The following is a 23,802-nucleotide window of genomic DNA, read 5'->3' as shown; positions in this document are numbered from 1 at the left end:
GGGCGGTCACCCCCGCGGGACGCGTGGGGCGACCGCCCGCCGTCCGGTCAGCGACCGGCCCTGGGCTCGTCGTGGATGGCGTCAGGCGTGGTCTTCGCCCATCGTGCGGGCCGGCACGTCCGTGAGCCGGTCCGTCTCATCCTGTATCTCAACGGCGATCTTCTTGAGTTCCGGCTCGAACTTACGTCCGTGGTGGGCGCAGAAGAGCAAGTCACCTCCGCTGGTCAGGACGACGCGCAGGTACGCCTGGGCGCCGCAGCGGTCGCAACGGTCAGCGGCCGTCAGGGGGCTCGCGGGGGTCAGAACAGTAGTCACGTCGCCTCTTCTCTAGCTCGACGAGCTGTCGTACCAGGGTCAACATCCAACCAGGCCGGAAACGTTCCCGCTCGTGCCTTTTCCTTGAAACTTCTTCGCAAGGTGGCTGTCTGCTGCCGGTTGGCGGCGAATGAGCCGTATTGCGTCGCTCTACGGATTTCGCGTTGCTTGTCTCGGTCGGCCCTCCCGGCTGGGTTGCCGGTTGTTCATGAGGACGTGCCCGGAGCCTAAATGGTTCATGCCCGGAAGGGAACGTGATGTTCACGTCACCCCATCGAGGGATCGAACATCCATGCGAGGCTGGACTAGCATGAGGAATCGGGGTGGGTGGCGTTACAACGGCTCTACCAGGCATCGGTACCCTCTGAGCGGTGACCGACGCCGGGCCTTACCCCACCGGGCCAGATTTCAAATTCAGCGAGGAGCGAACCGCGTGACCGCCGAGACGTCCGTGCCGTCCAGTGCGCTGCTGACCGCAGACCGTGACGGTTCCAACTACACCGCTCGGCACCTGCTCGTACTCGAAGGGCTCGAAGCGGTCCGCAAGCGCCCGGGCATGTACATCGGGTCCACCGACAGCCGCGGCCTGATGCACTGCATCTGGGAGATCATCGACAACTCGGTCGACGAGGCCCTCGGTGGCTACTGCGACCACATCGAGGTCATCCTCCACGACGACGGCTCCGTCGAGGTCCAGGACAACGGCCGTGGCATCCCGGTCGACGTCGAACCGAAGACCGGTCTCTCCGGCGTCGAGGTCGTCATGACCAAGCTGCACGCCGGCGGAAAGTTCGGCGGCGGGTCGTACGCGGCGTCCGGTGGTCTGCACGGCGTCGGCGCCTCCGTCGTCAACGCCCTGTCGGCCCGCCTCGACGTCGAGGTCGACCGGAACAGCGCGACCCACTCGATCTCCTTCCGCCGCGGTGTCCCCGGCATCTTCACCGAGCCGGGCCCCGACAGCCCCTTCGACCCGGCCAACGGCCTCGTCAAGGGCAAGCGCGTCCCCAAGACCCGCACCGGCACGCGCATCCGCTACTGGGCGGACCGCCAGATCTTCCTCAAGGACGCCAAGCTCTCCCTGGAGACGCTCCATCAGCGCGCCCGGCAGACCGCCTTCCTCGTCCCGGGCCTCACCATCGTCGTCCGCGACGAGCGGGACCTGGCCGGCGTCGGCAAGAGCGAGGAGACCTTCCGCTTCGACGGAGGCATCAGCGAGTTCTGCGAGTACCTCGCGCAGGACAAGGCCGTCTGCGACATCCAGCGCCTCACCGGGCAGGGCACCTTCAAGGAGACCGTCCCGGTCCTCGACGAGCGCGGTCACATGACCCCGACCGAGGTCACCCGCGAACTCGCCGTCGACGTCGCCCTGCGCTGGGGCACCGGTTACGACGCCACGGTCAAGTCCTTCGTCAACATCATCGCCACCCCCAAGGGCGGCACCCACGTCTCGGGCTTCGAGCAGGCCGTCACCAAGACGGTGAACGAGGTGCTGCGCTCGGCCAAGATGCTGCGCGTCGCCGAGGACGACATCGTCAAGGACGACGCCCTGGAGGGGCTCACGGCCGTCGTGACGGTCCGCCTCGCCGAGCCGCAGTTCGAAGGACAGACCAAGGAGGTCCTCGGCACCTCCGCCGCCCGCCGGATCGTGGCGAACGTGGTGGCCAAGGAGCTGAAGGCCTTCCTCACCTCCACCAAGCGGGACGCCAAGGCACAGGCCCGTGCCGTGCTCGAGAAGGCCGTCGCCGCGGCGCGGACCCGGATCGCGGCCCGGCAGCACAAGGAGGCCCAGCGCAGGAAGACCGCGCTCGAGTCCTCCTCGCTGCCGGCCAAGCTCGCGGACTGCCGCAGCGACGACGTGGAGCGCAGCGAGCTCTTCATCGTCGAGGGAGACTCGGCCCTCGGCACGGCCAAGCTCGCCCGGAACAGCGAGTTCCAGGCCCTGCTGCCGATCCGCGGAAAGATCCTCAACGTCCAGAAGTCGTCCGTCTCGGACATGCTGAAGAACGCCGAGTGCGGCGCGATCATCCAGGTCATAGGAGCGGGCTCGGGCCGCACCTTCGACATCGACGCCGCCCGGTACGGCAAGGTCATCATGATGACCGACGCCGATGTCGACGGTTCCCACATCCGCACCCTGCTGCTCACGCTCTTCCAGCGCTACATGCGGCCCATGGTCGAGCAGGGCCGGGTCTTCGCCGCCGTGCCGCCGCTGCACCGGATCGAGCTCGTCCAGCCCAAGAAGGGCCAGGACAAGTACGTCTACACGTACTCGGACAACGAGCTGCGACAGACCCTGCTGGAGTTCCAGCGCAAGGGGGTCCGCTACAAGGACGCCATCCAGCGCTACAAGGGTCTGGGCGAGATGGACGCCGACCAGCTCGCGGAGACCACGATGGACCCGCGCCACCGCACCCTGCGCCGGATCAACATCGGTGACCTGGACGCGGCGGAGCAGGTCTTCGACCTCCTCATGGGCAACGACGTGGCACCCCGCAAGGAGTTCATCACCGGCTCGGCGGCGACGCTCGACCGCTCGCGCATCGACGCCTGAGCGTCTCCACCCGTGGGTGGAGCCACATGCTCCACCCACGGGTCGATCACATCGACGCCTACTCTCCGTAGCATCGAAGTGTCGGAGGGGGACGAACATGGGCGAGAAGCGCGATCCGGGACTCGCGAGCACGGGTACGGGTGCACGCGCGAGTGCGAGTACGAGCAGGGGCGAGCGGGAGCGGACCGGCAGCGGGCGGGCGCGCGTCGCTTCCTGGCGCTCCTGGCCCTCACGGGAGGCCCTCACCCGGGTCGGGGTGCCCCGAGGCCGGATCGTTCTCGACCACACCATGATCGCGGTACTGAGCATCCTGGTGGTGACCGGCTGTTACACCTCGGGCGCGTTCGACGGCTGGTACGCGCCCTTGCCTCCGCTGGGGTTCGGGCTGTGTGCGGTCGCCGCGCTGCGGTACCACCACACGACCCTCGACCATCGACTGGCGGCCTCACTGGGACTGCTCGCGGTGATCGCGCTCTGCGGTCTCGGGGCCTATGCGGCGGGCGCCCCGACACCTGCGACGGTGATCTGGATCGTCATCTCGGTCATGGCGATGGAGAGGCTGCCGCTGCCCGCGGGCCTGGCCACCGTGGTGGTCCTCGTGGCCGGGTTCGTGGAGGCCGACGAGACGGGGATCATCGGGGCCGGCCTCACCACGGCGGCCGTGCTGCTCGCCGGCTACTCGCTCCGGCTGGACGCCGAGGCGCGGGGTGCCGGATTCCAACTGCTCGCCCAGGAAAGGCTCGCCCGGGAGGCGGAGGCCGCCTCGGTGGCGCTCGCCGAGCGGGCCAGGATCGCCCGGGAGATACACGACGTGCTCGCGCACAGCCTCTCCGCCCAGATGGTGCACCTGGAGGTCGCACGACTCCAGATTGAGGCCGGAGCGCACCGCTCGGAGATCCTCAAGCTCGTGACCTCGGCCCGTTCCATGGCCAGAGAGGGACTCGCCGAGACCCGTCACGCACTCTCGGCCCTGCGCGGGGACATGGCACCGGTCGAGGACTATCTGCGGGAGCTGGCACGGGAGGACCGTGCCGAGGTCGACGTCACCGGCGAGCGCCGGGACCTGCCCGCCGAGGCCTCGCAGGCGGTGCGGCGGGTCGCGCAGGAGGCCCTCACCAATGTCCGCAAGCACGCGCCGGGTGCCCGGACCACGATCCGGTTCGCCTACGGGAGGGACGAGATCTCCCTGGAGATACGCGACTCCGGACCGCCTCGGGCGGTCGGCGGTGCGCGAGGGGTGGAGGAGCTCGGGTCTTCCGGTTCCGGATACGGATTGCTCGGCATGAGGGAGCGGGCCGAACTGCTCGGCGGCAGCCTGGACGCGGGACCTGACGGGCCCGGGTTCGCGGTGCGGCTGCGGGTGCCGGCGTGAGCGCCGCGAACGGCGACCGGGTCGCACGGGTCGTCGTCGCCGACGACCAGGCCGTCGTGCGGGAGGGAATCGTGATGCTGCTGGGCCTGCTTCCGGGGATCGAGGTCATCGGGTCGGCCCGGGACGGAGAGGAGGCCGTCGCGCTCACGGCCGAGCTCGCTCCCGACGTCGTCCTGATGGATCTGCGGATGCCCCGCTGCGACGGTGTCGAGGCCACGCGTCGGATTCGCGACCGGTACCCCGGGACGGAGGTCGTCGTGCTGACCACCTACGCCGACGACGACTCGCTGTTCCCGGCGCTACGGGCAGGGGCACGCGGTTACCTCACCAAGGACGCCGGTGGGGAGGAGATCGAGCGGGCCGTGCGGGATGTGATCGACGGCCGGGCCGGGCTCTCCCCCTCCGTGCAGCGGCGGCTCCTCGAGCGGCTGATCGACCGGGAGAACCGGGACGGCCTGGACGGCCGGGACCGCCGGGACGATCGGGAGGGCCGCGACGACCGGGGCGATCGGAAGGGGCCGGGTGACCGGGTAGGTCAGGACGGACGGTCCGATCGGAGTGGGGCCGGGGGCGGGGTGCGGTCGGTGACGGGCGGGGGGCCTGGGGCGGCGCCGGAGACGGGAGGCGCGTCCGGACCGTATGCCGACGGTCTGACCGAGCGGGAGACGGAGGTGCTCGTGCTGGTCGCGGACGGGCTGTCCAACTCGGAGATCGCGGGGCGGCTGCGGATCTCCACGGCCACGGTCAAGACCCACATCAACAACCTCTTCGCCAAGACCGGGGTGCGCGACCGCGCCCAGGCCGTGCGGTACGCATATCAGCACGGTCTGGTCAGGGAGCCCGGGAGAAGAGTCACCTGATGGGGTGAAGAGAGGGGGGAGAAGAGTCCGGGAAGTTCCCGCTCTGTCCATCCTTGGGCACGCGGCCGAAACGGTTCGCTGACAAGGAGAGTTGGTCGGTGGAGCAGGTGGACAGGCAAGAGGGGCGAGACGCTGCGGCGATGGCGGTCGACGACCCCTGGTACGACGCGACGGCTTCCGGTTGGGGCGGGGAAGCGGCGACAGGGGTGCCCGGCGACGGTCGCCCCGACGCGGTGCCGCGGCAGCGGGTCCACAGCGCGGCGGAGATCTATCTGGAAGTCCAGCGGAGCCCCGCCTTCCAGGAAGTACGAGGTCGCTACCGACGGTTCGCCTTCCCCGCCACCCTGGCGTTCCTCCTGTGGTACCTCGCCTATGTGGTGGCGGCGACCGTCGCACCCGGTCTGATGGCGCGGCCGGTGGCCGGAGCGGTCAACGTGGCGATGGTCGCGGGGCTCGGGCAGTTCCTCACCACCTTCCTGCTGACCTGGGCGTACGCGCGCCACGCGCGGCTGCGCAGGGACCGGGCCGCGCTGGAACTGCGCTGGGACACACAGGAGATGACCCGAGGGGCGGTGCGGTCGTGACCGGAAGCCATCAGACTCTGGCGCTCGTGCTGTTCAGCGTGTTCGTCGCCGTGACCCTGGGGATCACCACCTGGGTGAGCCGCCACCGGCACGGTTCGGCGGAGGAGTTCTACGCCGGAGGGCGACTGTTCTCCCCTCTGGAGAACGGGTTCGCCATCGCCGGGGACTACATGTCCGCCGCCTCGTTCCTGGGCATCTCCGGGCTGATCGCGCTCTACGGCTACGACGGCATGCTGTACTCCGTCGGCTTCCTCGTCGCCTGGTTGATCGTGCTCCTGCTGGTCGCCGAACTGGTGCGCAACTGCGGGCGGTTCACGCTGGCCGACGTCGTCGCCGCGCGGATGGCGGAGCGGCCGGTGAGGATCGCCGCCGGAACGTCCTCGGTGGCCGTCTCCGTGCTGTACCTCGTGGCCCAGATGGTGGGCGCGGGAAGCCTGGTGGCGCTGCTGCTCGGCGGATCCAGCGAGGCGGCGCGCTCGTGGACGGTGATCGGCGTGGGCGCGCTGATGGTGATCTACGTGACGCTCGGCGGCATGCGGGCCACCACGTGGATCCAGATCGTCAAGGCGGTCCTGCTCATGGCGGGCACGATCGCGCTCACCGTCCTCGTCCTGCTCCGGTTCCACGGCGACGTGAACAGCCTGCTCTCCACCGCGGCCGAGCGCAGTGGGCACGGCCCGGGCTTCCTCGCGCCCGGGCTGCGCTACGGCGGGGACTGGACGGCCCGCCTCGACTTCATCAGCCTCGGGCTCGCCCTCGTCCTGGGCACGGCGGGGCTGCCGCACATCCTGTCGCGCTTCTACACCGTGCCGACCGCCCGTGCCGCCCGTCGCTCCGTCATCTGGTCCATCGGGCTCATCGGCGGCTTCTACCTGATGACCATCGTGCTCGGCTTCGGGGCGGCCGCGCTGATCGGCCCCGATGAGGTCCGTGCGTCCAACGCCTCCGGGAACACCGCCGTGCCGCTGCTCGCCCTCGACCTGGGCGGCGGGGAGGGCTCCACCGGCGGCATCGTGCTCTTCGCGGTCGTCGCCGCCGTCGCCTTCGCGACCATCCTCGCCGTCGTCGCGGGGATCACGCTGGCCTCCTCGGCCTCCGTCGCCCACGACCTGTACGCCTCGCTGAGCCGTCGGCGCGCGAAGCAGTACAGCGAGGTGGCCGTGGCCAGGGTCGCCGCCGCGGGGATCGGGGCGGTCGCCATCGGCCTGGGACTGCTCGCCCGCGACCTCAACGTGGCCTTCCTCGTAGGCCTGGCCTTCGCGGTCGCGGCCTCCGCCAATCTGCCGGTGCTGCTCTACTCGCTGTTCTGGCGGAAGTTCACCACCCGGGGCGCGGTCTGGTCGGTGTACGGCGGCCTGATTCCCGCGGTGCTGCTCGTCCTGGTCTCCCCGGTGGTCTCCGGGAGCCCCGAATCGCTCTTCCCGGGGGTCGACTTCCACCTCTTCCCGCTGCAGAACCCGGGAGCGGTCTCCATCCCGCTCGGTTTCCTGGCCGGATGGATCGGTACGGTCACCTCCCACGAGCCGCCCGACGAGGCCCGGCACGCGGAGACCGAGGTCCGCTCCCTGACGGGCGCGGGTGCCGTCTGACCTTCCCGGGGCGGGCGTCAGCCGGTGGACGGTGAGCTCGCCCAGGCGTACCGGTGCTCGGGGCGGCCCGTCTCGCCGTACCGGAGGGAGAGGCGGACCCGGCCGGTGCGTTCCAGGAGCTTGAGGTAGCGCTGGGCGGTCTGGCGGCTGACGCCGGCCCGCTCGGCGATCTCCTGTGTGGACAGCGGGCCGTCGGCGGCGAGCAGCACCTGCCGGACCGCCTCGGCCGTGGTGGGGGAGTGGCCCTTGGGCAGGTCGGGGGCGACGGCGCCCGCCGCCAGGACCCCGAAGATCCGGTCCACCTCGGCCTGCTCCGCCTCGCCGCCGGTCTCCAGGGTGCGGTGGAGCGTCGCGTACGCCTCCAGCTTGGCGCGGAGCCCGGCGAAGTTGAACGGCTTGACCAGGTACTGCAGCGCCCCGTGCCGCATCGCCGACTGGACGGTGGCCACGTCACGGGCCGCCGTCACCATGATCACGTCACACTGGTGGCCGCGTGCGCGGAGCTCCCGTACCGCCGCGAGCCCGTTCTCGTCGGGCAGGTAGTGGTCCAGGAGGATCAGGTCGACCGGCTGTCCGTCCAGGGCGGCGAGAGCCTCGGCGGTCGAGTGGGCGACGGCGACGACCCGGAAGCCGGGCACCTTGGCGACGTAGGCGGCGTTGATCCGCGCGACCAGCACGTCGTCGTCCACCACGAGCACGTCGATCATCGCGCCTCCTCGGAGGACGTCGTAACGGAGGACGCCGGGGCGGAGGGCTCCCGGGCCGCGGACTCCGGTTCGGTCAGGGCGTCCGGGAGGACGACCGTGAACACGGCGCCGCCCCCGGCGCCGCCGGCCACCCCGGCGGTGCCGCCCCGGCGCTCGGCGAGGCGGCGCACCAGCGCGAGGCCGAGCCCGCGCCTGCCGTGGGACGGCAGCGCCTTCGTCGTCCAGCCTTCGGTGAAGATCAGCTCGCGGCGGTCCTCCGGGACGCCAGGGCCGCTGTCCGAGACCCTCAGCACCACCGTACGGCCCTCGGCGCGGAAGGAGACCTCGATGCGGGCGCCGGGGGTGCCGGCGACGGCGTCCAGGGCGTTGTCGACCAGGTTGCCGACGACGGTGACCAGTTCGCGCGGGTCGACGAGCCGGTCCGGCAGCAGGGAGTCGGGCGCGAGCCGCAGCGCGACGCCCCGCTCGGCGGCGACGGTCGCCTTCCCGACCAGGAGCGCGGCGAGGAGCGGGTCGTGGACCTTTTCCGTGACCTGCTCGGCGGTGGCGCGGTGCACGCCGACGACCTCCGTGACGAACTCCACCGCCTCCTCGTGCATCTCCAGTTCCAGGAGACCGAGGAGGGTGTGCAGCCGGTTGGCGTGTTCGTGGTCCTGGGCGCGGAGCGCGTCGATCAGACCCCGGGTGGAGTCGAGCTCGCGGCCGAGGCGTTCCAGCTCGGTGCGGTCGCGGAGGGTCGCCACCGCGCCGCCGTCGTCCGTGGGCATCCGGTTGGCGATCAGCACCCGGTGCCCCCGGACGGTGAGCAGGTCCTCGCCGGTGACCCGGCCCGCGAGGACGTCGGCGGTCCGGCCGGCGCCGAGGACCTCGTCGAGCGGCCGGCCCGCCGCCTCGGGGCCGAGGCCGAGGAGACGCTGCGCCTCGTCGTTCATGAGCCGTACGGAGCCGTTCCGGTCGAGGGCGACGACGCCCTCGCGGATGCCGTGCAGCATGGCCTCGCGTTCGGCGAGCAGGGCGGAGATGTCGGAGAAGGCCAGGTCGTGGGTCTGCCGCTGGAGCCGCCGGGAGATCAGGTAGGCGGCGAGCGCCCCGGCCGCGAGCGCGCCGCCCGCGTAGGCGAGGAGGCCGGGGATGGCGGCGAGGAGCCGGTCGCGGACGCTGTCGTACTCGATGCCGACGGAGACCGCGCCGACGATCCGCCCGTCGGCGTCCCGCAGCGGCACCTTGCCGCGTGCCGAGCGGCCCAGGGTGCCGCTGTCGATCTCCATCACCTCGTGACCGGCGAGGGCGCTGCTCGGGTCCGTGGAGACGACCCTGCCGATCTCGGCGGGGTCGGGGTGCGACCAGCGCACCCCGTGGGTGTCCATGACCACGACGTACTCGGCGCCCGCGGAGGTCCTGATCCGCTCCGCCTCGGTCTGGACCGGGCCCCGCGCGGACGGCGGGCCGCCGGTGAGGTCCGCGGCGAGCCGGGGCGACGCGGTGGTCCCGGCGATGGCCAGGGCCCGCCGCATGGCCTGGTCGTCGAGCTGGGCGCTCAGCGGAGCGAGGAAGAGGCCGGTGGCGAGGACGGTCACGCCGGCCGCGATGGCCAGCTGCATCAGCAGGACCTGCGAGAACACCCGCCGCGGCCACCCGAACCGCCGACGGCGCGCGCGGGGGCGCGGGGGGCGGGTCTGTGCGGGGCTCATGCCGGAAACGGTAAGGGGACGCGGCCCGGGACCGGAAATGGTGACGGAACGGACGCCTATTCTGGGGGTTTCCCACGCCCGTGGGACGCGAAGGAACCGGAGGCACGTCCCTTGAGCACGCAGCAGATCCCCGTCGTCGTCCTGGCCGGGTTTCTCGGAGCCGGGAAGACCACGCTCCTCAACCATCTGCTGCGCAGCGCCCGGGGCACCCGGATCGGAGTCATGGTCAACGACTTCGGCGACATCGGCATCGACGCGATGACCGTCGCCGGCCAGGTCGGTTCCACCGTCTCCCTCGGCAACGGGTGCCTGTGCTGCGCCGTCGACGCCGGAGAGCTCGACGAGTACCTGGAGGTCCTGACCCGGCCCGAGTCCCGGCTCGACGTGATCGTGATCGAGGCGAGCGGGCTCGCGGAGCCGGAGGAGCTGGTCCGCATGGTGCTGGCCAGCGAGAACGAACGGGTCGTGTACGGAGGGCTCGTCCAGGTCGTCGACGCGTCCGAGTTCGAGGCCACCCGGCAACGGCATCCCGGGACCGGCCGGCACCTCGGCCTCGCCGACCTCGTCGTCGTCAACAAGGCGGACCGGGTGGCCGCGGACGGACTGCGGAGCGTCCGGGAGACGGTGGCCGGACTCGCCGGACGCGCCGCCGTGGTCGAGGCCTCCCACGGACGCGTCGACCCGGAGCTGCTCTTCGACCGGGTCGTACCGGAGGGCGAGATCGAGGGCCAGATGTCGATCGAGGACCTCCTGTACGGCTCCGAGGACGACGGTCACGCCCATCCGCACGCGGCCTACGAGAGCCTCTCGGTGACGGCCACGACGCCGCTGCACCCGCGCCGCCTCATGGCCTTCCTCGACTCGCGCCCCGAGGGCCTCTACCGGATCAAGGGCTTCGTCGACCTCGGCCCCGCCGATCCGGCCAACCGCTACGGCGTGCACGCGGTCGGCCGCTTCCTGCGCTTCTACCCCGAGCCCTGGCCCGCGGGCGAGGAGCGCCTCACCCAGCTCCTCCTGATCGGCTCCGGCATCGACGCGCCCGCCCTGCGCAAGGAGCTCGCCTCCTGCGAGCTGAACGGGCCGCAGGACGCCCCCGACGAGCACGGCATGTGGGGCGTCCTGCGGTACGTGCAGCGGACGGAGGAGGAGCCGGACGCGTCCTAGGACGCGTCCGGCCCCGAGGCACGGGCGGGTGCTAGCTCGCGGGGCCCGCCACCACGTCGACCGGCTTCGGGAGGGGAGTGCCCGAGCCGTCGCGGCGGGGGTCCACCTCGGGCAGGTCCACCGGGGCGCCGGTCTTCTGGGCGGCGCGGGCCGGGGTGGCGCCCGCCCAGGCGAAGGTCAGGACGTCCTCGCCCTTCAGGAAGCGCTGGCAGCGGACACCGCCGGTCGCGCGGCCCTTGCGCGGGTACTGGTCGAAGGGGGTCAGCTTCGCCGACGTCCCCGTCGAGGAGTCCAGGGTGCCCGTGGAGCCCGCGACGGTGAAGACCACGGCGTCGGCCGCCGGGTCGACGGCCGTGAACGAGATCACCTCGGCGCCCGCGGCCAGCTTGATGCCCGCCATGCCGCCCGCCGGGCGGCCCTGGGGCCGCACCTGTGAGGCCTGGTAGCGCAGCAGCTGGGCGTCGGAGGTGATGAAGACCAGGTCCTCCTCGCCCGTCCGCAGTTCCGTCGCGCCCACGATCCGGTCACCCTCCTTGAGGGTGATGACCTCCAGCTCGTCCTTGTTCGCCGGGTAGTCCGGCACCACGCGCTTCACCACGCCCTGCAGCGTGCCGAGGGCGAGGCCCGGCGAGGACTCCTCGAGCGTGGTCAGGCAGACCACCGTCTCGTCCGCCTCCAGGGCGAGGAACTCCGACAGCGGCGCGCCGCCCGCCAGGTTCGGGGTGCTCGCGGTGTCCGGGAGCTGCGGCAGGTCGATCACCGGGAGGCGCAGCAGCCGGCCGGCCGAGGTCACCGCGCCGACGTCACCGCGCTGGGTGGCGGCGACGGCCGAGACGATCACGTCGTGCTTGGACCGCTTGCCGTCCTCCGCGGGCGGGAGGTGTTCGGTCACCGTCCGGGCCAGCAGGCCCGTCGAGGAGAGCAGCACCCGGCACGGGTCGTCCGCGACCTCCAGGGAGACGGCCGTGACGGGCGCGCCCGCCGACTCCAGGAGGACCGTCCGCCGGTCCGTGGCGAACTTCTTGGCGACGGCCGCCAGCTCCGCCGAGACCAGCTTGCGCAGCTCCGCGTCGGAGTCGAGGATCCCGGTCAGCTCGTCGATCTCGCCGTTGAGGCGGTCGCGCTCGGTCTCCAGCTCGATGCGGTCGAACTTGGTGAGGCGGCGCAGCGGGGTGTCCAGGATGTACTGCGTCTGGATCTCGCTCAGCGAGAAGCGCTCCATCAGGCGCTCCTTGGCCTGGGCGGAGTTCTCGCTCTCCCGGATGAGCCGGATGACCTCGTCGATGTCGAGCAGCGCGACGAGGAGGCCCTCGACCAGGTGGAGCCGGTCGCGCTTCTTGCCGCGGCGGAACTCGGAGCGGCGCCGGACCACCTCGAAGCGGTGGTCGAGGTAGACCCCCAGGAGTTCCTTGAGGCCGAGGGTCAACGGCTGCCCGTCGACCAGCGCCACGTTGTTGATGCCGAAGGACTCCTCCATCGGCGTCAGCTTGTAGAGCTGCTCCAGGACCGCCTCGGGCACGAAGCCGTTCTTGATCTCGATGACCAGGCGCAGGCCGTGGCTGCGGTCGGTGAGGTCCTTGACGTCCGCGATGCCCTGGAGCTTCTTGGAACCGACCAGGTCCTTGATCTTGGAGACGACCTTCTCGGGGCCCACCGTGAAGGGCAGCTCGGTGACGACGATGCCCTTGCGGCGCGCCGTCACGGTCTCCACGGTCGCGGTGGCGCGGATCTTGAAGGAGCCGCGGCCCGACTCGTACGCGTCCTTGATGCCGGAGAGGCCGACGATCCGGCCGCCGGTCGGCAGGTCGGGGCCGGGCACGAAGCGCATCAGCGTCTCGAGGTCGGCGTTCGGGTGGCGGATCAGGTGGCGGGCGGCCGCGATCACCTCGCCGAGGTTGTGCGGGGGCATGTTCGTCGCCATGCCGACCGCGATCCCGGACGCGCCGTTGACCAGCAGGTTCGGGTAGGCGGCGGGGAGCGCCACCGGTTCCCGCTCCTGGCCGTCGTAGTTCGGCGCGAAGTCGACCGTGTCCTCGTCGATGGACTCGGTCATGAGGAGCGCGGCCGGGGCCATCCGCGACTCGGTGTACCGCATGGCGGCCGGCGGGTCGTCGTTGCCCAGGGAGCCGAAGTTCCCGTGGCCGTCGACGAGGGGGAGGCGCATGGAGAAGGGCTGTGCCATGCGGACCATCGCGTCGTAGATCGACGCGTCGCCGTGCGGGTGGAGCTTGCCCATCACCTCGCCGACGACACGGGCGCACTTGACGAAGCCGCGGTCGGGGCGGAGCCCCATCTCGCCCATCTGGTAGACGATGCGTCGCTGGACGGGCTTCATGCCGTCGCGGGCGTCGGGGAGCGCGCGCGAGTAGATCACCGAGTACGCGTACTCGAGGAAGGAGCCCTGCATCTCGTCGACGACGTCGATGTCGAGGATTCGCTCCTCGAACGCGTCGTCCGGCGGCGGTGTCTTCGTGCTGCGGCGGGCCATCGCGGCTGCGGCTCCTTCACCAACAAGGTTGATCTGACGCGGACCATTGTGGACCGTGCCACCGACAACGCCGACCGCGACCCGGAAGAGGGACATCACGAAGGGCCGGGAACTTCGCCAGGTGTCGGCGCGCTTGCATACAGTGGCAGGACCTTTTCACATCGCGATCGAAGGGACGTACATGCCCATGGGTCACACGGCCACGGCCGAGGCCGGCTCCGGCGGCCTGACAGCGACCGAACACCGGTTGGCGAACGGCCTGCGCGTGGTGCTCTCCGAGGACCACCTGACCCCGGTCGCCGCGGTCTGCCTCTGGTACGACGTCGGCTCGCGCCACGAGGTCAAGGGTCGCACGGGCCTCGCCCACCTCTTCGAGCACCTGATGTTCCAGGGTTCGAAGCAGGTGCACGGGAACGGCCACTTCGAGCTGGTCCAGGGCGCCGGCGGCTCGCTCAACGGCACGACCAGCTTCGAGCGCACCAACTACTTCGAGACCATGCCCACGCACCAGCTGGAGCTCGCGCTCTGGCTGGAGGCCGACCGCATGGGATCGCTGCTCGCCGCCCTGGACGACGAGTCCATGGAGAACCAGCGGGACGTCGTCAAGAACGAGCGCCGCCAGCGCTACGACAACGTGCCGTACGGCACGGCCTTCGAGAAGCTGACCGCCCTCGCCTACCCGGAGGGCCACCCCTACCACCACACGCCGATCGGCTCCATGGCCGACCTGGACGCGGCCACCCTGGAGGACGCGCGGAACTTCTTCCGCACGTACTACGCCCCGAACAACGCGGTGCTGTCCGTCGTCGGCGACATCGACCCGGCGCAGACGCTCGCGTGGGTCGAGAAGTACTTCGGCTCCATCCCCGCCCACGACGGCAAGCCCGAGCCGCGCTCCGGCGACCTGCCCGAGGTCATCGGCGAGCAGCTGCGCGAGGTCGTCGAGGAGGAGGTCCCGGCGCGCGCGCTGATGGCCGCCTACCGGCTGCCGCACGACGGCACGCGCGAGTGCGACGCCGCCGACCTGGCCCTGACGGTCCTGGGCGGCGGGGAGTCCTCCCGGCTGCACAACCGCCTGGTCCGCCGTGACCGCACGGCCGTCGCCGCCGGCTTCGGCCTGCTGCGGCTCGCCGGGGCGCCCTCGCTGGGCTGGCTGGACGTCAAGACCTCCGGGGGCGTCGAGGTCCCGCAGATCGAGGCCGCCGTCGACGAGGAGCTGGCCCGGTTCGCCGAGGAGGGCCCCACGCCCGAGGAGATGGAGCGCGCGCAGGCCCAGCTGGAGCGCGAGTGGCTGGACCGGCTCGGGACCGTCGCGGGACGCGCCGACGAACTGTGCCGGTTCGCCGTGCTGTTCGGCGACCCGCAGCTCGCCCTGACCGCCGTCGACCGCGTCCTGGACATCACCGCCGACGAGGTCAAGGCGGTCGCCGCGGCCAAGCTGCGCCCCGACAACCGCGCGGTGCTCGTCTACGAGCCCCTGGCGACCGAGCAGAGCGACCACGCCGACGGCGATGACGAAGAGGGAGCGGACCAGTGACCGACGCCGCCGTGTCCTTGACGAGCATGGACTTCCACCCGCAGCCCCAGCCGGGCGCCGCCAGGCCGTGGGCCTTCCCGGCCCCGGACCGCGGGAAGCTGGACAACGGTCTGACCGTGCTCACCAGCCACCGCCCCGGCCAGCAGGTCGTGGCCGTGGAGCTCTTCCTGCCGGCCCCGCTGGACGCCGAGCCCGCCGGTCTCGACGGCGTCGCCACCATCATGGCCCGCGCGCTCTCCGAGGGCACCGACCAGCACAGCGCCGAGGAGTTCGCGGCCGAGCTGGAGCGCTGCGGCGCCACGCTCGACGCGCACGCCGACCACCCGGGCGTACGGGTCTCCCTGGAGGTCCCGGTCTCCCGGCTGCCCAAGGCGCTCGGCCTGCTCGCCGAGGCCCTGATCGCCCCGGCGTTCCTGGAGACCGAGATCGAGCGCCTGGTGCGCAACCGGCTCGACGAGATCCCGCACGAGACGGCCAACCCGGGGCGCCGCGCGGCCAAGCAGCTCTCCAAGGAGCTGTTCCCGGCGGAGTCCCGGATGTCCCGGCCGCGCCAGGGCACCGAGGAGACCGTGGCCGCGATCGACGCCGCCGCCGTCCGCGCCTTCTTCGACGCGTACGTCCGGCCGGCCACGGCCACCGCGGTGGTCGTCGGCGACCTGACCGGGGTCGACCTCGACAAGGTCCTCGCCGAGACGCTGGGCGCCTGGACCGGCGAGCCGGCCGAGCCGCTCCCGATGCCGCCGATCACCGCCGACGACACCGGCCGGGTCGTCATCGTGGACCGCCCCGGCGCCGTCCAGACGCAGCTGCTGATCGGCCGGATCGGCCCCGACCGGCACGACCGCGTCTGGGCGGCCCAGGTCCTCGGCACGTACTGCCTGGGCGGCACCCTGACCTCCCGTCTGGACCGCGTCCTGCGCGAGGAGAAGGGCTACACGTACGGTGTGCGGGCCTTCGGCCAGGTGCTCCGTTCGGACGCCGAGGGGAACGGTGCCGCGATGCTCGCCATCAGCGGGTCCGTCGACACCCCCAACACGGGCCCGGCCCTCGAGGACCTGTGGAAGGTGCTGCGCACCCTCGCCGCCGAGGGGCTCACCGACGCGGAGCGCGAGACGGCCGTGCAGAACCTCGTCGGGGTGGCGCCCCTCAAGTACGAGACGGCCGCCTCGGTCGCCGGGACGCTCGCCGACCAGGTCGAGCAGCACCTCCCGGACGACTTCCAGGCCCAGTTGTACGCGCGGCTGGCCGAGACCGGCACCGTCGAGGCGACGGCCGCCGTGGTCAGCGCCTTCCCGGTGGACCGGCTCGTCACCGTGCTCGTCGGGGACGCGGCGCAGATCGCGGAGCCGGTGCGCGCGCTCGGCATCGGTGAAGTGACCGTCGTGACGGGCTGATTCCGGCTGCGAGGCGACAACGGGAGGACCCCGACGGCACAGTTCGTCGGGGTCCTCCCCTATGTCCGTATTGAGATCAAGGGTGATCGTTTGCCCTGTGGCATGTCTTACAAAAGTCGTGTCCGGTTGGTGATTGAAAGACGATCCGCATAGCGTCGGGGCGGCTGTTCGCCAGTTGCACGTGCCGCAGCCGCGGCATCGGACAGTCATCGCCGAGTCCCCGTCAGGCGCGAGCCTGGGGAGCCGGGGACCCACAGTCCCTGGGGTGAATCGGGCGCCTTCGTCGCGTACGGAGGGGCTCGTAGGAGACCTTCCTGCTCCGAACCCGTCAGCTAACCCGGTAGGCGAGAAGGAAGGAAAGGACCAGCCCTTACATGGCGTTCACCCGTGCCACCGGGAAGCACCGTGCTCCGAGCCGGATGGCGCGCCGCGGCGCGGGCATCGCCGGCGTCGCGACGCTCGCCACCACCGGCGTCATCGGAACCCTCGCTTCCCCGGCGCTCGCCGCCGACACGGACAGCCGCTCCGTCGAGGACACCGGCCTCACCCAGGTGATCACCGAGGACTCCCTCGTCGACCGGATCAACGCCCAGGCCGCCGCCCAGGAGCAGGAGGCCGTCGAGGCCATCGCCAAGGCGAAGGCCGAGGCCGAGGCGAAGCGCAAGGCCGAGGCCCGTGCCAAGGAGATCCGCCTGGAGCGCGAGCGCGCCGCCCGTGAGGCCGAGCGCCGCCGCCTGGCCTCCTTCCAGCTCCCCATCGCCGGTTCGTACGTCTCCACCGGCTACAACACCGGCGGCTCGCTCTGGTCCTCCGGCCACCACTCCGGCATCGACTTCCACGCCGCCTACGGCACCCAGGTCGTCTCCGTCGGCTCCGGCACCGTCGTCGAGGCCGGCTGGGGCGGCGCGTACGGCAACAACATCGTCATCCGGATGCACGACGGCACGTACACCCAGTACGGGCACCTCTCCTCCATCGGGGTCCACGTCGGCCAGACCGTCGAGCCGGGCCAGCAGATAGGCATCTCGGGCTCGACCGGCAACTCCACCGGCCCGCACCTCCACTTCGAGGCGCGCACGAGCCCCGAGTACGGCTCGGACATCGACCCGATCGCGTACCTCCGCGCCCGCGGCGTCGACGTCTGACCCCACGGCGCACCGCCCCGCCGCGCATCGCGTCGCAAAAGCCCCGGCCCGTACTGAGCCGGGGCTTTTCGCTGGCCAAAAGACTTCCATGGATTCCGTCGGGGCATCGGAAATTCCGGCGTGCTGCAATAGAGTCGAAGATCGGCGCAGAACAGGCGCCGCTCGAATTGTCTCGCGCGCACCAAGGCGGAGGTCGGACATGCGCATTCCCGCGCACTCGGTATGCACGGCGATCAGGGACGACATCGTCTCCGGCGTGTTCGCGCGGGGCGCTCGGCTGACCGAGGAGCAGCTCGCCCGTCGGTACGGGGTCTCCCGGGTCCCGGTGCGCGAGGCGCTGCGCACCCTGGAGTCCGAGGGCTTCGTCGTCACCCGCCGCCACGCGGGCGCCCAGGTCGCCGAGCCGACCGAGCAGGAGGCCGCCGACCTCCTCGACATGCGGGCGCTGCTCGAACCGCTGGGCGCCGCCCGGGCGGCGCAGCGGCGCACCGAGGCGCACCTCAAGGTGCTGCGCGGCCTGGTCAGGCTGGGGCAGGAGCGGGCCGGGCGCGGTCAGGGCGAGGACCTGCGCTCGCTCGGCGGCTGGTTCCACGAGACCCTGGCGCAGGCTTCCGGAAGCCCGGCCCTCACGGCGCTGCTCACCCAGCTGCGGCACAAGATCGCCTGGACGCACGTCGTGGAGCAGCCCGACCGGCCGGTGGAGGCCTGGGCCGAGCACGGCGCGATCGTGGACGCCGTGGCGCGCGGCGACGCCGAACGGGCGCGGGCGCTGACCGCGCTGCACGCGGAGCGCTCGCTGGCGCTGCACCGGCCGAAGAATCCGGGGCGCGACCGCGTGAGGGTCTCGCAACACGCCGTCAACACGACGGGTCTCCGGAATTAACACGCGCGCCGTATACAAGAGAAAGGCGTTCGGATCGGTCTTTTGCGCTGCCCGAAAACGCGCTACGGGAAAGCGCGGTCCGAGAAAACCCGGCCCGGAAAAAGAGAAGGGCCGTGCTCGCCGGAATTCCGGCGAGCACGGCCGTTCGCCGTACGGGGGGGACCGGGGTCAGACGGTCTCGGGCAGCTCGTCCAGGCCCTCGGCGACCAGCTTCGCCAGGCGGTCCAGCGCGGCCTCGGCGCCCTCGGCCTCCGAGGCGAGAACGATCTCCTCGCCGCCCTGCGCGCCCAGGCCGAGCACCGCGAGCATGGAGGCGGCGTTCACGGGGGTGCCGTCGGACTTGGCGATCGTCACCGGCACGCCGGAAGCCGTGGCGGCACGGACGAAGATGGACGCGGGGCGGGCGTGCAGGCCCTCGGCCCATCCGACGTTGACGCGGCGCTCAGCCATGGTGTTGCCCTTCAAGTCTCAAGCGGGTTGTCTAGACCAGTCTCTCACGGGTTGTGCGGTGCTCACGCCGACCTCCGGCCCGGCCCGGACCGCCCTTCGGCCCTCCCTACCTTGCAACACCTTGCATCGCGCACACCCCGCACGCGACCGGTGCCCCGGTCGTGTCGCGGTCGTAGTCTGGCCCCATGCAGAGCGCGTCGGAGCAGCCACCGGCACCACAGGCCCCACCGGAGCACGCCTACCCCGCCCACTGGGAAGCGGACGTGGTGCTCCGCGACGGCGGCACCGCGCGCATCAGACCCATCACGGCCGACGACGCCGACCGGCTCGTCAGCTTCTACGAGCAGGTCTCGGACGAGTCGAAGTACTACCGCTTCTTCGCCCCCTACCCGCGCCTGTCCGCCAAGGACGTCCACCGCTTCACCCACCACGACTTCGTGGACCGGGTCGGGCTCGCCGCGACCGTCGGCGGCGAGTTCATCGCCACCGTCCGCTACGACCGGATCGACGAGCGAGGGCTGCCGGCCTCGGCCCCCGCCGACGAGGCCGAGGTCGCCTTCCTCGTCCAGGACGCGCACCAGGGGAGGGGGGTCGCCTCCGCCCTCCTCGAACACATCGCGGCGGTCGCGCGCGAGCGGGACATCCGGCGCTTCGCCGCCGAGGTGCTCCCCGCCAACACCAAGATGATCAAGGTCTTCACCGACGCGGGCTACACCCAGAAGCGCAGCTTCGAGGACGGCTCCGTCCGGCTCCACCTCGACCTCGAACCGACCGACCGCTCCCTCGCCGTCCAGCGCGCGCGGGAGCAGCGCGCCGAGGCCCGCTCCGTGCAGCGCCTCCTCACCCCCCGCTCCGTCGCCGTCGTCGGCGCCGGACGCGCGCCCGGCGGCGTCGGCCGGACCGTGCTCCGCAACCTCCTCGGCGCCGGCTTCACGGGACGGGTGTACGCGGTGAACGCCGCGCTCACCGGAGGGACCGAGCTCGACGGCGTCCCCGCCCACCCCTCCGTCGGCGCCATCGGCGAACCGGTGGACCTGGCCGTCGTCGCCGTCCCCGCCGAACGGGTGCCCGAGGCCGTCGCGGACTGCGGCGAGCACGGGGTGCGCGGCCTCGTCGTGCTCTCCGCCGGATACGCCGAGAGCGGGGCCGCCGGCCGGGAGCGCCAGCGCGAGCTCGTGCGGCAGGCCCGCTCGTACGGCATGCGGATCATCGGCCCCAACGCCTTCGGGATCATCAACACCGCCGACGACGTCCGGCTCAACGCCTCCCTCGCCCCGCAGATGCCGGGAGCCGGGCGGATCGGGCTCTTCACCCAGTCCGGCGCCATCGGGATCGCCCTCCTCGCCGGACTGCACCGGCGCGGCGCGGGGCTCTCCTCCTTCATCTCGGCCGGCAACCGCGCCGACGTCTCCGGCAACGACTTCCTCCAGCACTGGTACGACGACCCCGGCACCGACGTCGTCCTCCTCTACCTGGAGTCGATCGGCAACCCGCGGAAGTTCACCCGGCTCGCCCGCCGGACCGCCGCCGTCAAGCCCGTCGTCGTCGTCAAGGGCGCCCGGCACAGCGGCAGCGCCCCGCCCGGCCACCGGGTGCCGGTCACCCGCATCCCGCACGCCACGGTCTCCGCGCTGCTCCGCCAGGCCGGGGTGATCCGCGTCGACACCGTCACCGAGCTCGTCGACGCCGGACTGCTCCTCGCCGCCCAGCCGCTGCCCGCCGGGCCCCGGGTCGCGATCCTCGGCAACTCCGAGTCGCTCGGCCTCCTCACGTACGACGCCTGCCTGACCGAGGGACTGCGCCCGCTGCGGCCGCTCGACCTCACCACGGCGGCGGTCCCGGCGGACTACCGGGACGCGCTCGCGGCGGCGCTCGCCGACGAGACGTCCGACGCGGTCGTCGTCAACGCGATCCCCTGGGTCGGCGAGGACGGCGCCACCGAGTTCGGCGACGGCGAGGTGCTCGCGGCCGCCCTCCGCGAGGCCGTCGCCTCCGCCCCCGCACCGACGAAGCCGGTCGTCGTCGTCCACGTCGAGATGGGCGGCCTCGCGGAGGCCCTCGCGGCGGCGACGAGCACGAGGCCGGTGCCGACGAGCACGAGCACGAGGGCGACGGCGCCGGGGCGGGGCGCGGGCCCGGTCCCGGTCCCGGCGGGCGCCCGGCCGGCCGGGTCCGGGACCGAGGGGTCCGGGACCGAGGGGTCCGGGACCGAGTCCCGGTCCGCCGGGCCCGCCGTCCCGTCCGGGCCCGGCGCCTCGTCCGGGCCCGCCGTCCCGTCAGGCCCTGCCGCCCCTGCCGCCCCTGCCGTCCCGTCCGGGCCCGGCGCCTCGTCCGGCCCCGTTCCGCAAGCCGCCATCCCCGCCTACCCCGCCGCCGAGCGGGCCGTGCGGGCGCTGGCCGAGGCCGTGCGGTACGGGCAGTGGCGGCGGCAGGCCGCCGATCCCGGGCGGGTGCCCGCGTACGAGGACATCGACGAGGCCGGGGCCGCCGCGCTCATCGAGGGGGTCCTCGGCGCCGACGCCGTGGACGCCCGTGGTGTGACCCTCGGCACCGAGGAGGCCGGGGCGCTGCTCGCCCGGTACGGCATCACCGTCCTGCCGACCCTCCCCGCCCCCGGGCCCGACGCCGCCGTCGCGGCCGCCGCCCGGCTCGGTTATCCCGTCGCGCTCAAGACGACCGCCCCCCACCTCCGCCACCGCCCCGACCTCGGGGGCGTCCGGCTGGACCTCGCCGGCGAGGAACAGCTGCGCACGGCGTACGCCGAGGTCACCGAGGTGCTCGGCAAGCCGGAGGAGCTCCAGCCGGTCGTCCAGGCGATGGTGCCCCGGGGCGTCGACACCGTCGTCCGCGCCGCGATCGACCCGGCCGTCGGCGCCGTCCTCTCCTTCGGCCTCTCGGGCGCGGCCTCGGAGCTGCTCGGCGACACGGCCCACCGGCTGGTCCCGGCCACCGACCGGGACGTCGCCGAACTCGTCCGCTCCCTGCGCACCGCCCCGCTGCTCTTCGGCTGGCGCGGCTCCGCCCCGGTCGACACCCCGGCCCTGGAGGAGCTGCTGCTGAGGGTCTCCCGGCTCGTCGACGACCATCCCGAGGTGGTCGCGGTCTCCCTGGAGCCGGTGGTCGTGGCGCCCCGCGGACTCTCCGTCCTCGGCGCGACCGTCCGGCTGGCCCCGCCCGCGCCCCGCACCGACCTCGGGCCGCGGAGCCTGCCGCGTTACTGACGGGCCTGAGGGGGCCCCTCGGCCCCGTAGGATGGAGCCCATGGCAAAGAGCGGTACGACGACCCAGGGGCTGCGCGCGGCGATCGAGCGCAGCGGCTACTACCCGGCCCTCGTGGCCGAGGCGGTGGAGGCCGCCGTCGGCGGCGAGGCCATCACGTCGTACGTGGTCCACCAGGAGACCACCTTCGACGCGAACGAGGTCCGGCGCCACGTCACCGTCCTCGTCCTGACACCGCACCGCTTCATCGTCAGCCACACCGACGAGCAGGCCGCCGACACGAGTTCCCCGACGCCGTACGCGACCACCTCCACCGAGTCCGTGAAGCTCGACCGGATCTCCTCGGTCGTCGTCAGCCGCGTCGTCGCCAACCCCGAGTCGTACACCCCGGGCACGCTGCCCCGCGAGGTGGTCCTCACCATCGGCTGGGGCGCCGTCTCCCGCATCGACCTGGAGCCCGCCGCCTGCGGCGACCCCAACTGCGACGCCGACCACGGCTACACCGGCAACGCCACCGCCGACGACCTCAGCCTGCGCGTGAGCGACGCCGGCGACGGCCCGGACACCGTCCGGCAGACCCTGGCGTTCGCCCAGGCCCTCTCCGAAGCCATCGCGGCGACCGCCGCGCCCACCCGCTGATGGCGCAGCCCACCGCCGTGACCCACGGCTGGCCCGACGACCCGGTCCCGCTCGCCCCGGAGACCGCGCCGGTGCCCGAGTACGCCTCCGGCTCGCTCGGCGACCTGCTGCCGACGCTCGTGGCGGGCCAGGGGGTGCCCGGTTTCGAGGCGCGGATCGCGGAGCTGGCCCCGGCCGACCGGAACTGCGTCTTCCTGATCGACGGGCTCGGCTGGGAGCAGATCAAGGCGCACCCGGACGAGGCCCCGTACCTGACCTCGCTCCTCGGCTCCTCGCGGGGCGGCACGGGCCGCCCGGTCACCGCCGGCTTCCCCGCCACCACCGCGACCTCGCTCGCCTCCGTCGGCACAGGCCGCCACCCCGGGACGCACGGACTGCCCGGCTACACCGTGCGCAACCCGGAGACCGGCGAGCTGATGAACCAGCTGCGCTGGAAGCCGTGGACCGCGCCGCAGGTCTGGCAGCCGTACCCCACCGTCTTCCGGCTCGCCCACGAGGCCGGGATCCACACCGCCCAGGTGTCGTCCCCGACCTTCGAGCAGACCCCGCTCACCAAGGTCGCGCTCAGCGGCGGAACGTTTCACGGGCGGCTCTCGGGCGAGGAGCGCATGGACTTCGCCGCCGAGCAGCTCGCCGCCGGCGACCGCTCGCTGGTCTACACGTACTACAGCGAACTCGACGGCGCCGGCCACCGCTTCGGCATCGACTCCGACGCCTGGCGCGGTCAGCTGATGTTCGTCGACCGGCTGGTGCAGCGGCTCGCCGAGCAGCTGCCGCCCCGCTCGGCCCTGTACGTCACGGCCGACCACGGCATGGTCGACATCCCCTTCGACGAGCAGCACCGCATCGACTTCGACGAGGACTGGGAGCTGAGCGCGGGCGTCGCCCTCCTCGGCGGCGAGGGACGGGCCCGCCACGTCTACGCCGTCCCCGGCGCCGCGGCGGACGTCCTCACCTGCTGGCGCGAGGTCGTCGGCGAGCAGTTCTGGGTGGCGAGCCGGGACGAGGCGATCTCCCTCGGCTGGTTCGGTGCCGAGGTCGACGAGCGGGTGTACGGCCGGATCGGCGACGTCGTCGTCGCGGCCCACGACGACGTGGCGATCACCGCCTCCGTCAACGAGCCCAACGAGTCGGCGATGGCCGGCATGCACGGGTCCATGACCCCCGCGGAGCAGCTCGTCCCGCTGCTCGAAGTCCGCTCCTGACCCGGACCC

The 23,802-nt window shown here is 72.4% G+C and carries 18 protein-coding genes and 1 riboswitch; of the genes, 13 read left to right on the top strand and 5 right to left on the bottom strand.

Features of this window, described 5'->3' with window-relative positions; all coding sequences use genetic code 11:
• Positions 1 to 81: 81 nt before the first annotated feature.
• The gene (locus IE180_RS24550; protein ID WP_030687247.1) at positions 82 to 315 is read right to left on the bottom strand and encodes a DUF7455 domain-containing protein; all 234 of its coding nucleotides are present in this window, start codon (positions 313 to 315) and stop codon (positions 82 to 84) included.
• A gap of 433 nt (positions 316 to 748) precedes the next feature.
• Here IE180_RS24550 and IE180_RS24545 point away from each other — a divergent pair, with 433 nt between their 5' ends.
• From IE180_RS24545 to IE180_RS24525, 5 genes are all read left to right on the top strand, one after another.
• On the top strand, positions 749 to 2,866 hold the full coding sequence (locus IE180_RS24545) for a DNA gyrase/topoisomerase IV subunit B (protein ID WP_190159110.1): 2,118 nt from the start codon (positions 749 to 751) through the stop codon (positions 2,864 to 2,866).
• Between the two features lie 97 nt (positions 2,867 to 2,963).
• Positions 2,964 to 4,238: a sensor histidine kinase gene (locus IE180_RS24540; RefSeq protein WP_190159109.1), complete on the top strand. Its 1,275-nt coding sequence runs from the start codon at positions 2,964 to 2,966 to the stop codon at positions 4,236 to 4,238.
• Between the two features lie 74 nt (positions 4,239 to 4,312).
• Complete coding sequence (locus IE180_RS24535; protein WP_229860839.1) at positions 4,313 to 5,098, top strand: response regulator; 786 nt, start codon at positions 4,313 to 4,315, stop codon at positions 5,096 to 5,098.
• A 140-nt stretch (positions 5,099 to 5,238) separates the two neighbouring features.
• Positions 5,239 to 5,682 carry a DUF485 domain-containing protein gene (locus IE180_RS24530; RefSeq protein WP_229860825.1) on the top strand — a complete coding sequence of 148 codons (444 nt, stop codon included), beginning with the start codon at positions 5,239 to 5,241 and terminating at the stop codon, positions 5,680 to 5,682.
• The gene (locus IE180_RS24525) at positions 5,679 to 7,271 is read left to right on the top strand and encodes a monocarboxylic acid transporter (RefSeq protein WP_190159106.1); all 1,593 of its coding nucleotides are present in this window, start codon (positions 5,679 to 5,681) and stop codon (positions 7,269 to 7,271) included. Before IE180_RS24530 ends, IE180_RS24525 begins: the two co-directional genes overlap by 4 nt.
• Before the next feature lie 17 nt (positions 7,272 to 7,288).
• Here IE180_RS24525 and IE180_RS24520 read toward each other — a convergent pair whose 3' ends face one another.
• The gene (locus tag IE180_RS24520) at positions 7,289 to 7,978 is read right to left on the bottom strand and encodes a DUF7342 family protein (RefSeq protein ID WP_190159105.1); all 690 of its coding nucleotides are present in this window, start codon (positions 7,976 to 7,978) and stop codon (positions 7,289 to 7,291) included.
• Positions 7,975 to 9,669 (bottom strand): ATP-binding protein, encoded by a 1,695-nt coding sequence (locus IE180_RS24515; RefSeq protein ID WP_190159104.1) that lies wholly within the window; start codon positions 9,667 to 9,669, stop codon positions 7,975 to 7,977. Before IE180_RS24515 ends, IE180_RS24520 begins: the two co-directional genes overlap by 4 nt.
• A gap of 111 nt (positions 9,670 to 9,780) precedes the next feature.
• Here IE180_RS24515 and IE180_RS24510 point away from each other — a divergent pair, with 111 nt between their 5' ends.
• Positions 9,781 to 10,833, top strand: a complete 1,053-nt coding sequence (locus IE180_RS24510) for a CobW family GTP-binding protein (RefSeq protein ID WP_190159103.1) — start codon at positions 9,781 to 9,783, stop codon at positions 10,831 to 10,833.
• Between the two features lie 31 nt (positions 10,834 to 10,864).
• Here IE180_RS24510 and IE180_RS24505 read toward each other — a convergent pair whose 3' ends face one another.
• Positions 10,865 to 13,321, bottom strand: a complete 2,457-nt coding sequence (locus tag IE180_RS24505) for a DNA gyrase/topoisomerase IV subunit A (protein WP_190159102.1) — start codon at positions 13,319 to 13,321, stop codon at positions 10,865 to 10,867.
• A gap of 181 nt (positions 13,322 to 13,502) precedes the next feature.
• Between IE180_RS24505 and IE180_RS24500 the strand changes: the two genes are divergently transcribed.
• The 4 genes from IE180_RS24500 (at position 13,503) to IE180_RS24485 (ending at position 18,280) form a co-directional block, all read left to right on the top strand.
• Positions 13,503 to 14,858: a M16 family metallopeptidase gene (locus tag IE180_RS24500; protein ID WP_190159101.1), complete on the top strand. Its 1,356-nt coding sequence runs from the start codon at positions 13,503 to 13,505 to the stop codon at positions 14,856 to 14,858.
• On the top strand, positions 14,855 to 16,252 hold the full coding sequence (locus IE180_RS24495) for a M16 family metallopeptidase (RefSeq protein ID WP_190159100.1): 1,398 nt from the start codon (positions 14,855 to 14,857) through the stop codon (positions 16,250 to 16,252). The genes IE180_RS24500 and IE180_RS24495 overlap by 4 nt, the downstream gene beginning before the upstream one ends.
• A 200-nt stretch (positions 16,253 to 16,452) precedes the next feature.
• Positions 16,453 to 16,613: riboswitch (cyclic di-AMP (ydaO/yuaA leader) on the top strand.
• Between the two features lie 13 nt (positions 16,614 to 16,626).
• Positions 16,627 to 17,397, top strand: a complete 771-nt coding sequence (locus IE180_RS24490) for a M23 family metallopeptidase (RefSeq protein WP_190159099.1) — start codon at positions 16,627 to 16,629, stop codon at positions 17,395 to 17,397.
• Between the two features lie 199 nt (positions 17,398 to 17,596).
• The gene (locus tag IE180_RS24485) at positions 17,597 to 18,280 is read left to right on the top strand and encodes a GntR family transcriptional regulator (RefSeq protein WP_190159098.1); all 684 of its coding nucleotides are present in this window, start codon (positions 17,597 to 17,599) and stop codon (positions 18,278 to 18,280) included.
• 168 nt (positions 18,281 to 18,448) lie between these two features.
• Here the strand turns inward: IE180_RS24485 and IE180_RS24480 are convergent, their stop codons facing one another.
• Complete coding sequence (locus IE180_RS24480; RefSeq protein WP_030211756.1) at positions 18,449 to 18,730, bottom strand: HPr family phosphocarrier protein; 282 nt, start codon at positions 18,728 to 18,730, stop codon at positions 18,449 to 18,451.
• 185 nt (positions 18,731 to 18,915) lie between these two features.
• On the opposite strand from IE180_RS24480, the gene IE180_RS24475 reads away from it, so the two are divergent.
• From IE180_RS24475 to IE180_RS24465, 3 genes are read left to right on the top strand one after another with little or no spacing between them, the layout of a single operon-like run.
• The gene (locus tag IE180_RS24475) at positions 18,916 to 21,951 is read left to right on the top strand and encodes a bifunctional acetate--CoA ligase family protein/GNAT family N-acetyltransferase (protein ID WP_190159097.1); all 3,036 of its coding nucleotides are present in this window, start codon (positions 18,916 to 18,918) and stop codon (positions 21,949 to 21,951) included.
• Positions 21,952 to 21,991: 40 nt separating this feature from the next.
• Entirely contained in the window at positions 21,992 to 22,588 is a 597-nt protein-coding gene (locus IE180_RS24470; protein WP_123455795.1) for a DUF5998 family protein, read from the top strand.
• Positions 22,588 to 23,793 carry an alkaline phosphatase family protein gene (locus IE180_RS24465; protein ID WP_190159096.1) on the top strand — a complete coding sequence of 402 codons (1,206 nt, stop codon included), beginning with the start codon at positions 22,588 to 22,590 and terminating at the stop codon, positions 23,791 to 23,793. Before IE180_RS24470 ends, IE180_RS24465 begins: the two co-directional genes overlap by 1 nt.
• Positions 23,794 to 23,802 lie beyond the last annotated feature (9 nt).

The sequence above is a fragment of the Streptomyces litmocidini genome (assembly GCF_014649755.1).
In the GTDB taxonomy this organism is placed as follows: Bacteria; Actinomycetota; Actinomycetes; order Streptomycetales; family Streptomycetaceae; genus Streptomyces; species Streptomyces litmocidini.
The sequence above is the reverse complement of the archived record's forward strand: the minus strand, read 5'-3'. Positions and strand labels throughout refer to the sequence as shown.

What these genes read in the sequence shown, in the direction of transcription:
- IE180_RS24535 (WP_229860839.1), top strand. Translation starts at nt 4,313, where the DNA reads ATGCTGCTGGGCCTGCTTCCGGGGATCGAGGTCATCGGGTCGGCCCGG.
- IE180_RS24480 (WP_030211756.1), bottom strand. Translation starts at nt 18,730, where the DNA reads ATGGCTGAGCGCCGCGTCAACGTCGGATGGGCCGAGGGCCTGCACGCC.
- IE180_RS24465 (WP_190159096.1), top strand. Translation starts at nt 22,588, where the DNA reads ATGGCGCAGCCCACCGCCGTGACCCACGGCTGGCCCGACGACCCGGTC.
- IE180_RS24515 (WP_190159104.1), bottom strand. Translation starts at nt 9,669, where the DNA reads ATGAGCCCCGCACAGACCCGCCCCCCGCGCCCCCGCGCGCGCCGTCGG.
- IE180_RS24530 (WP_229860825.1), top strand. Translation starts at nt 5,239, where the DNA reads ATGGCGGTCGACGACCCCTGGTACGACGCGACGGCTTCCGGTTGGGGC.
- IE180_RS24520 (WP_190159105.1), bottom strand. Translation starts at nt 7,978, where the DNA reads ATGATCGACGTGCTCGTGGTGGACGACGACGTGCTGGTCGCGCGGATC.
- IE180_RS24485 (WP_190159098.1), top strand. Translation starts at nt 17,597, where the DNA reads ATGCGCATTCCCGCGCACTCGGTATGCACGGCGATCAGGGACGACATC.
- IE180_RS24505 (WP_190159102.1), bottom strand. Translation starts at nt 13,321, where the DNA reads ATGGCCCGCCGCAGCACGAAGACACCGCCGCCGGACGACGCGTTCGAG.
- IE180_RS24540 (WP_190159109.1), top strand. Translation starts at nt 2,964, where the DNA reads ATGGGCGAGAAGCGCGATCCGGGACTCGCGAGCACGGGTACGGGTGCA.
- IE180_RS24475 (WP_190159097.1), top strand. Translation starts at nt 18,916, where the DNA reads ATGCAGAGCGCGTCGGAGCAGCCACCGGCACCACAGGCCCCACCGGAG.
- IE180_RS24490 (WP_190159099.1), top strand. Translation starts at nt 16,627, where the DNA reads ATGGCGTTCACCCGTGCCACCGGGAAGCACCGTGCTCCGAGCCGGATG.
- IE180_RS24470 (WP_123455795.1), top strand. Translation starts at nt 21,992, where the DNA reads ATGGCAAAGAGCGGTACGACGACCCAGGGGCTGCGCGCGGCGATCGAG.
- IE180_RS24500 (WP_190159101.1), top strand. Translation starts at nt 13,503, where the DNA reads ATGCCCATGGGTCACACGGCCACGGCCGAGGCCGGCTCCGGCGGCCTG.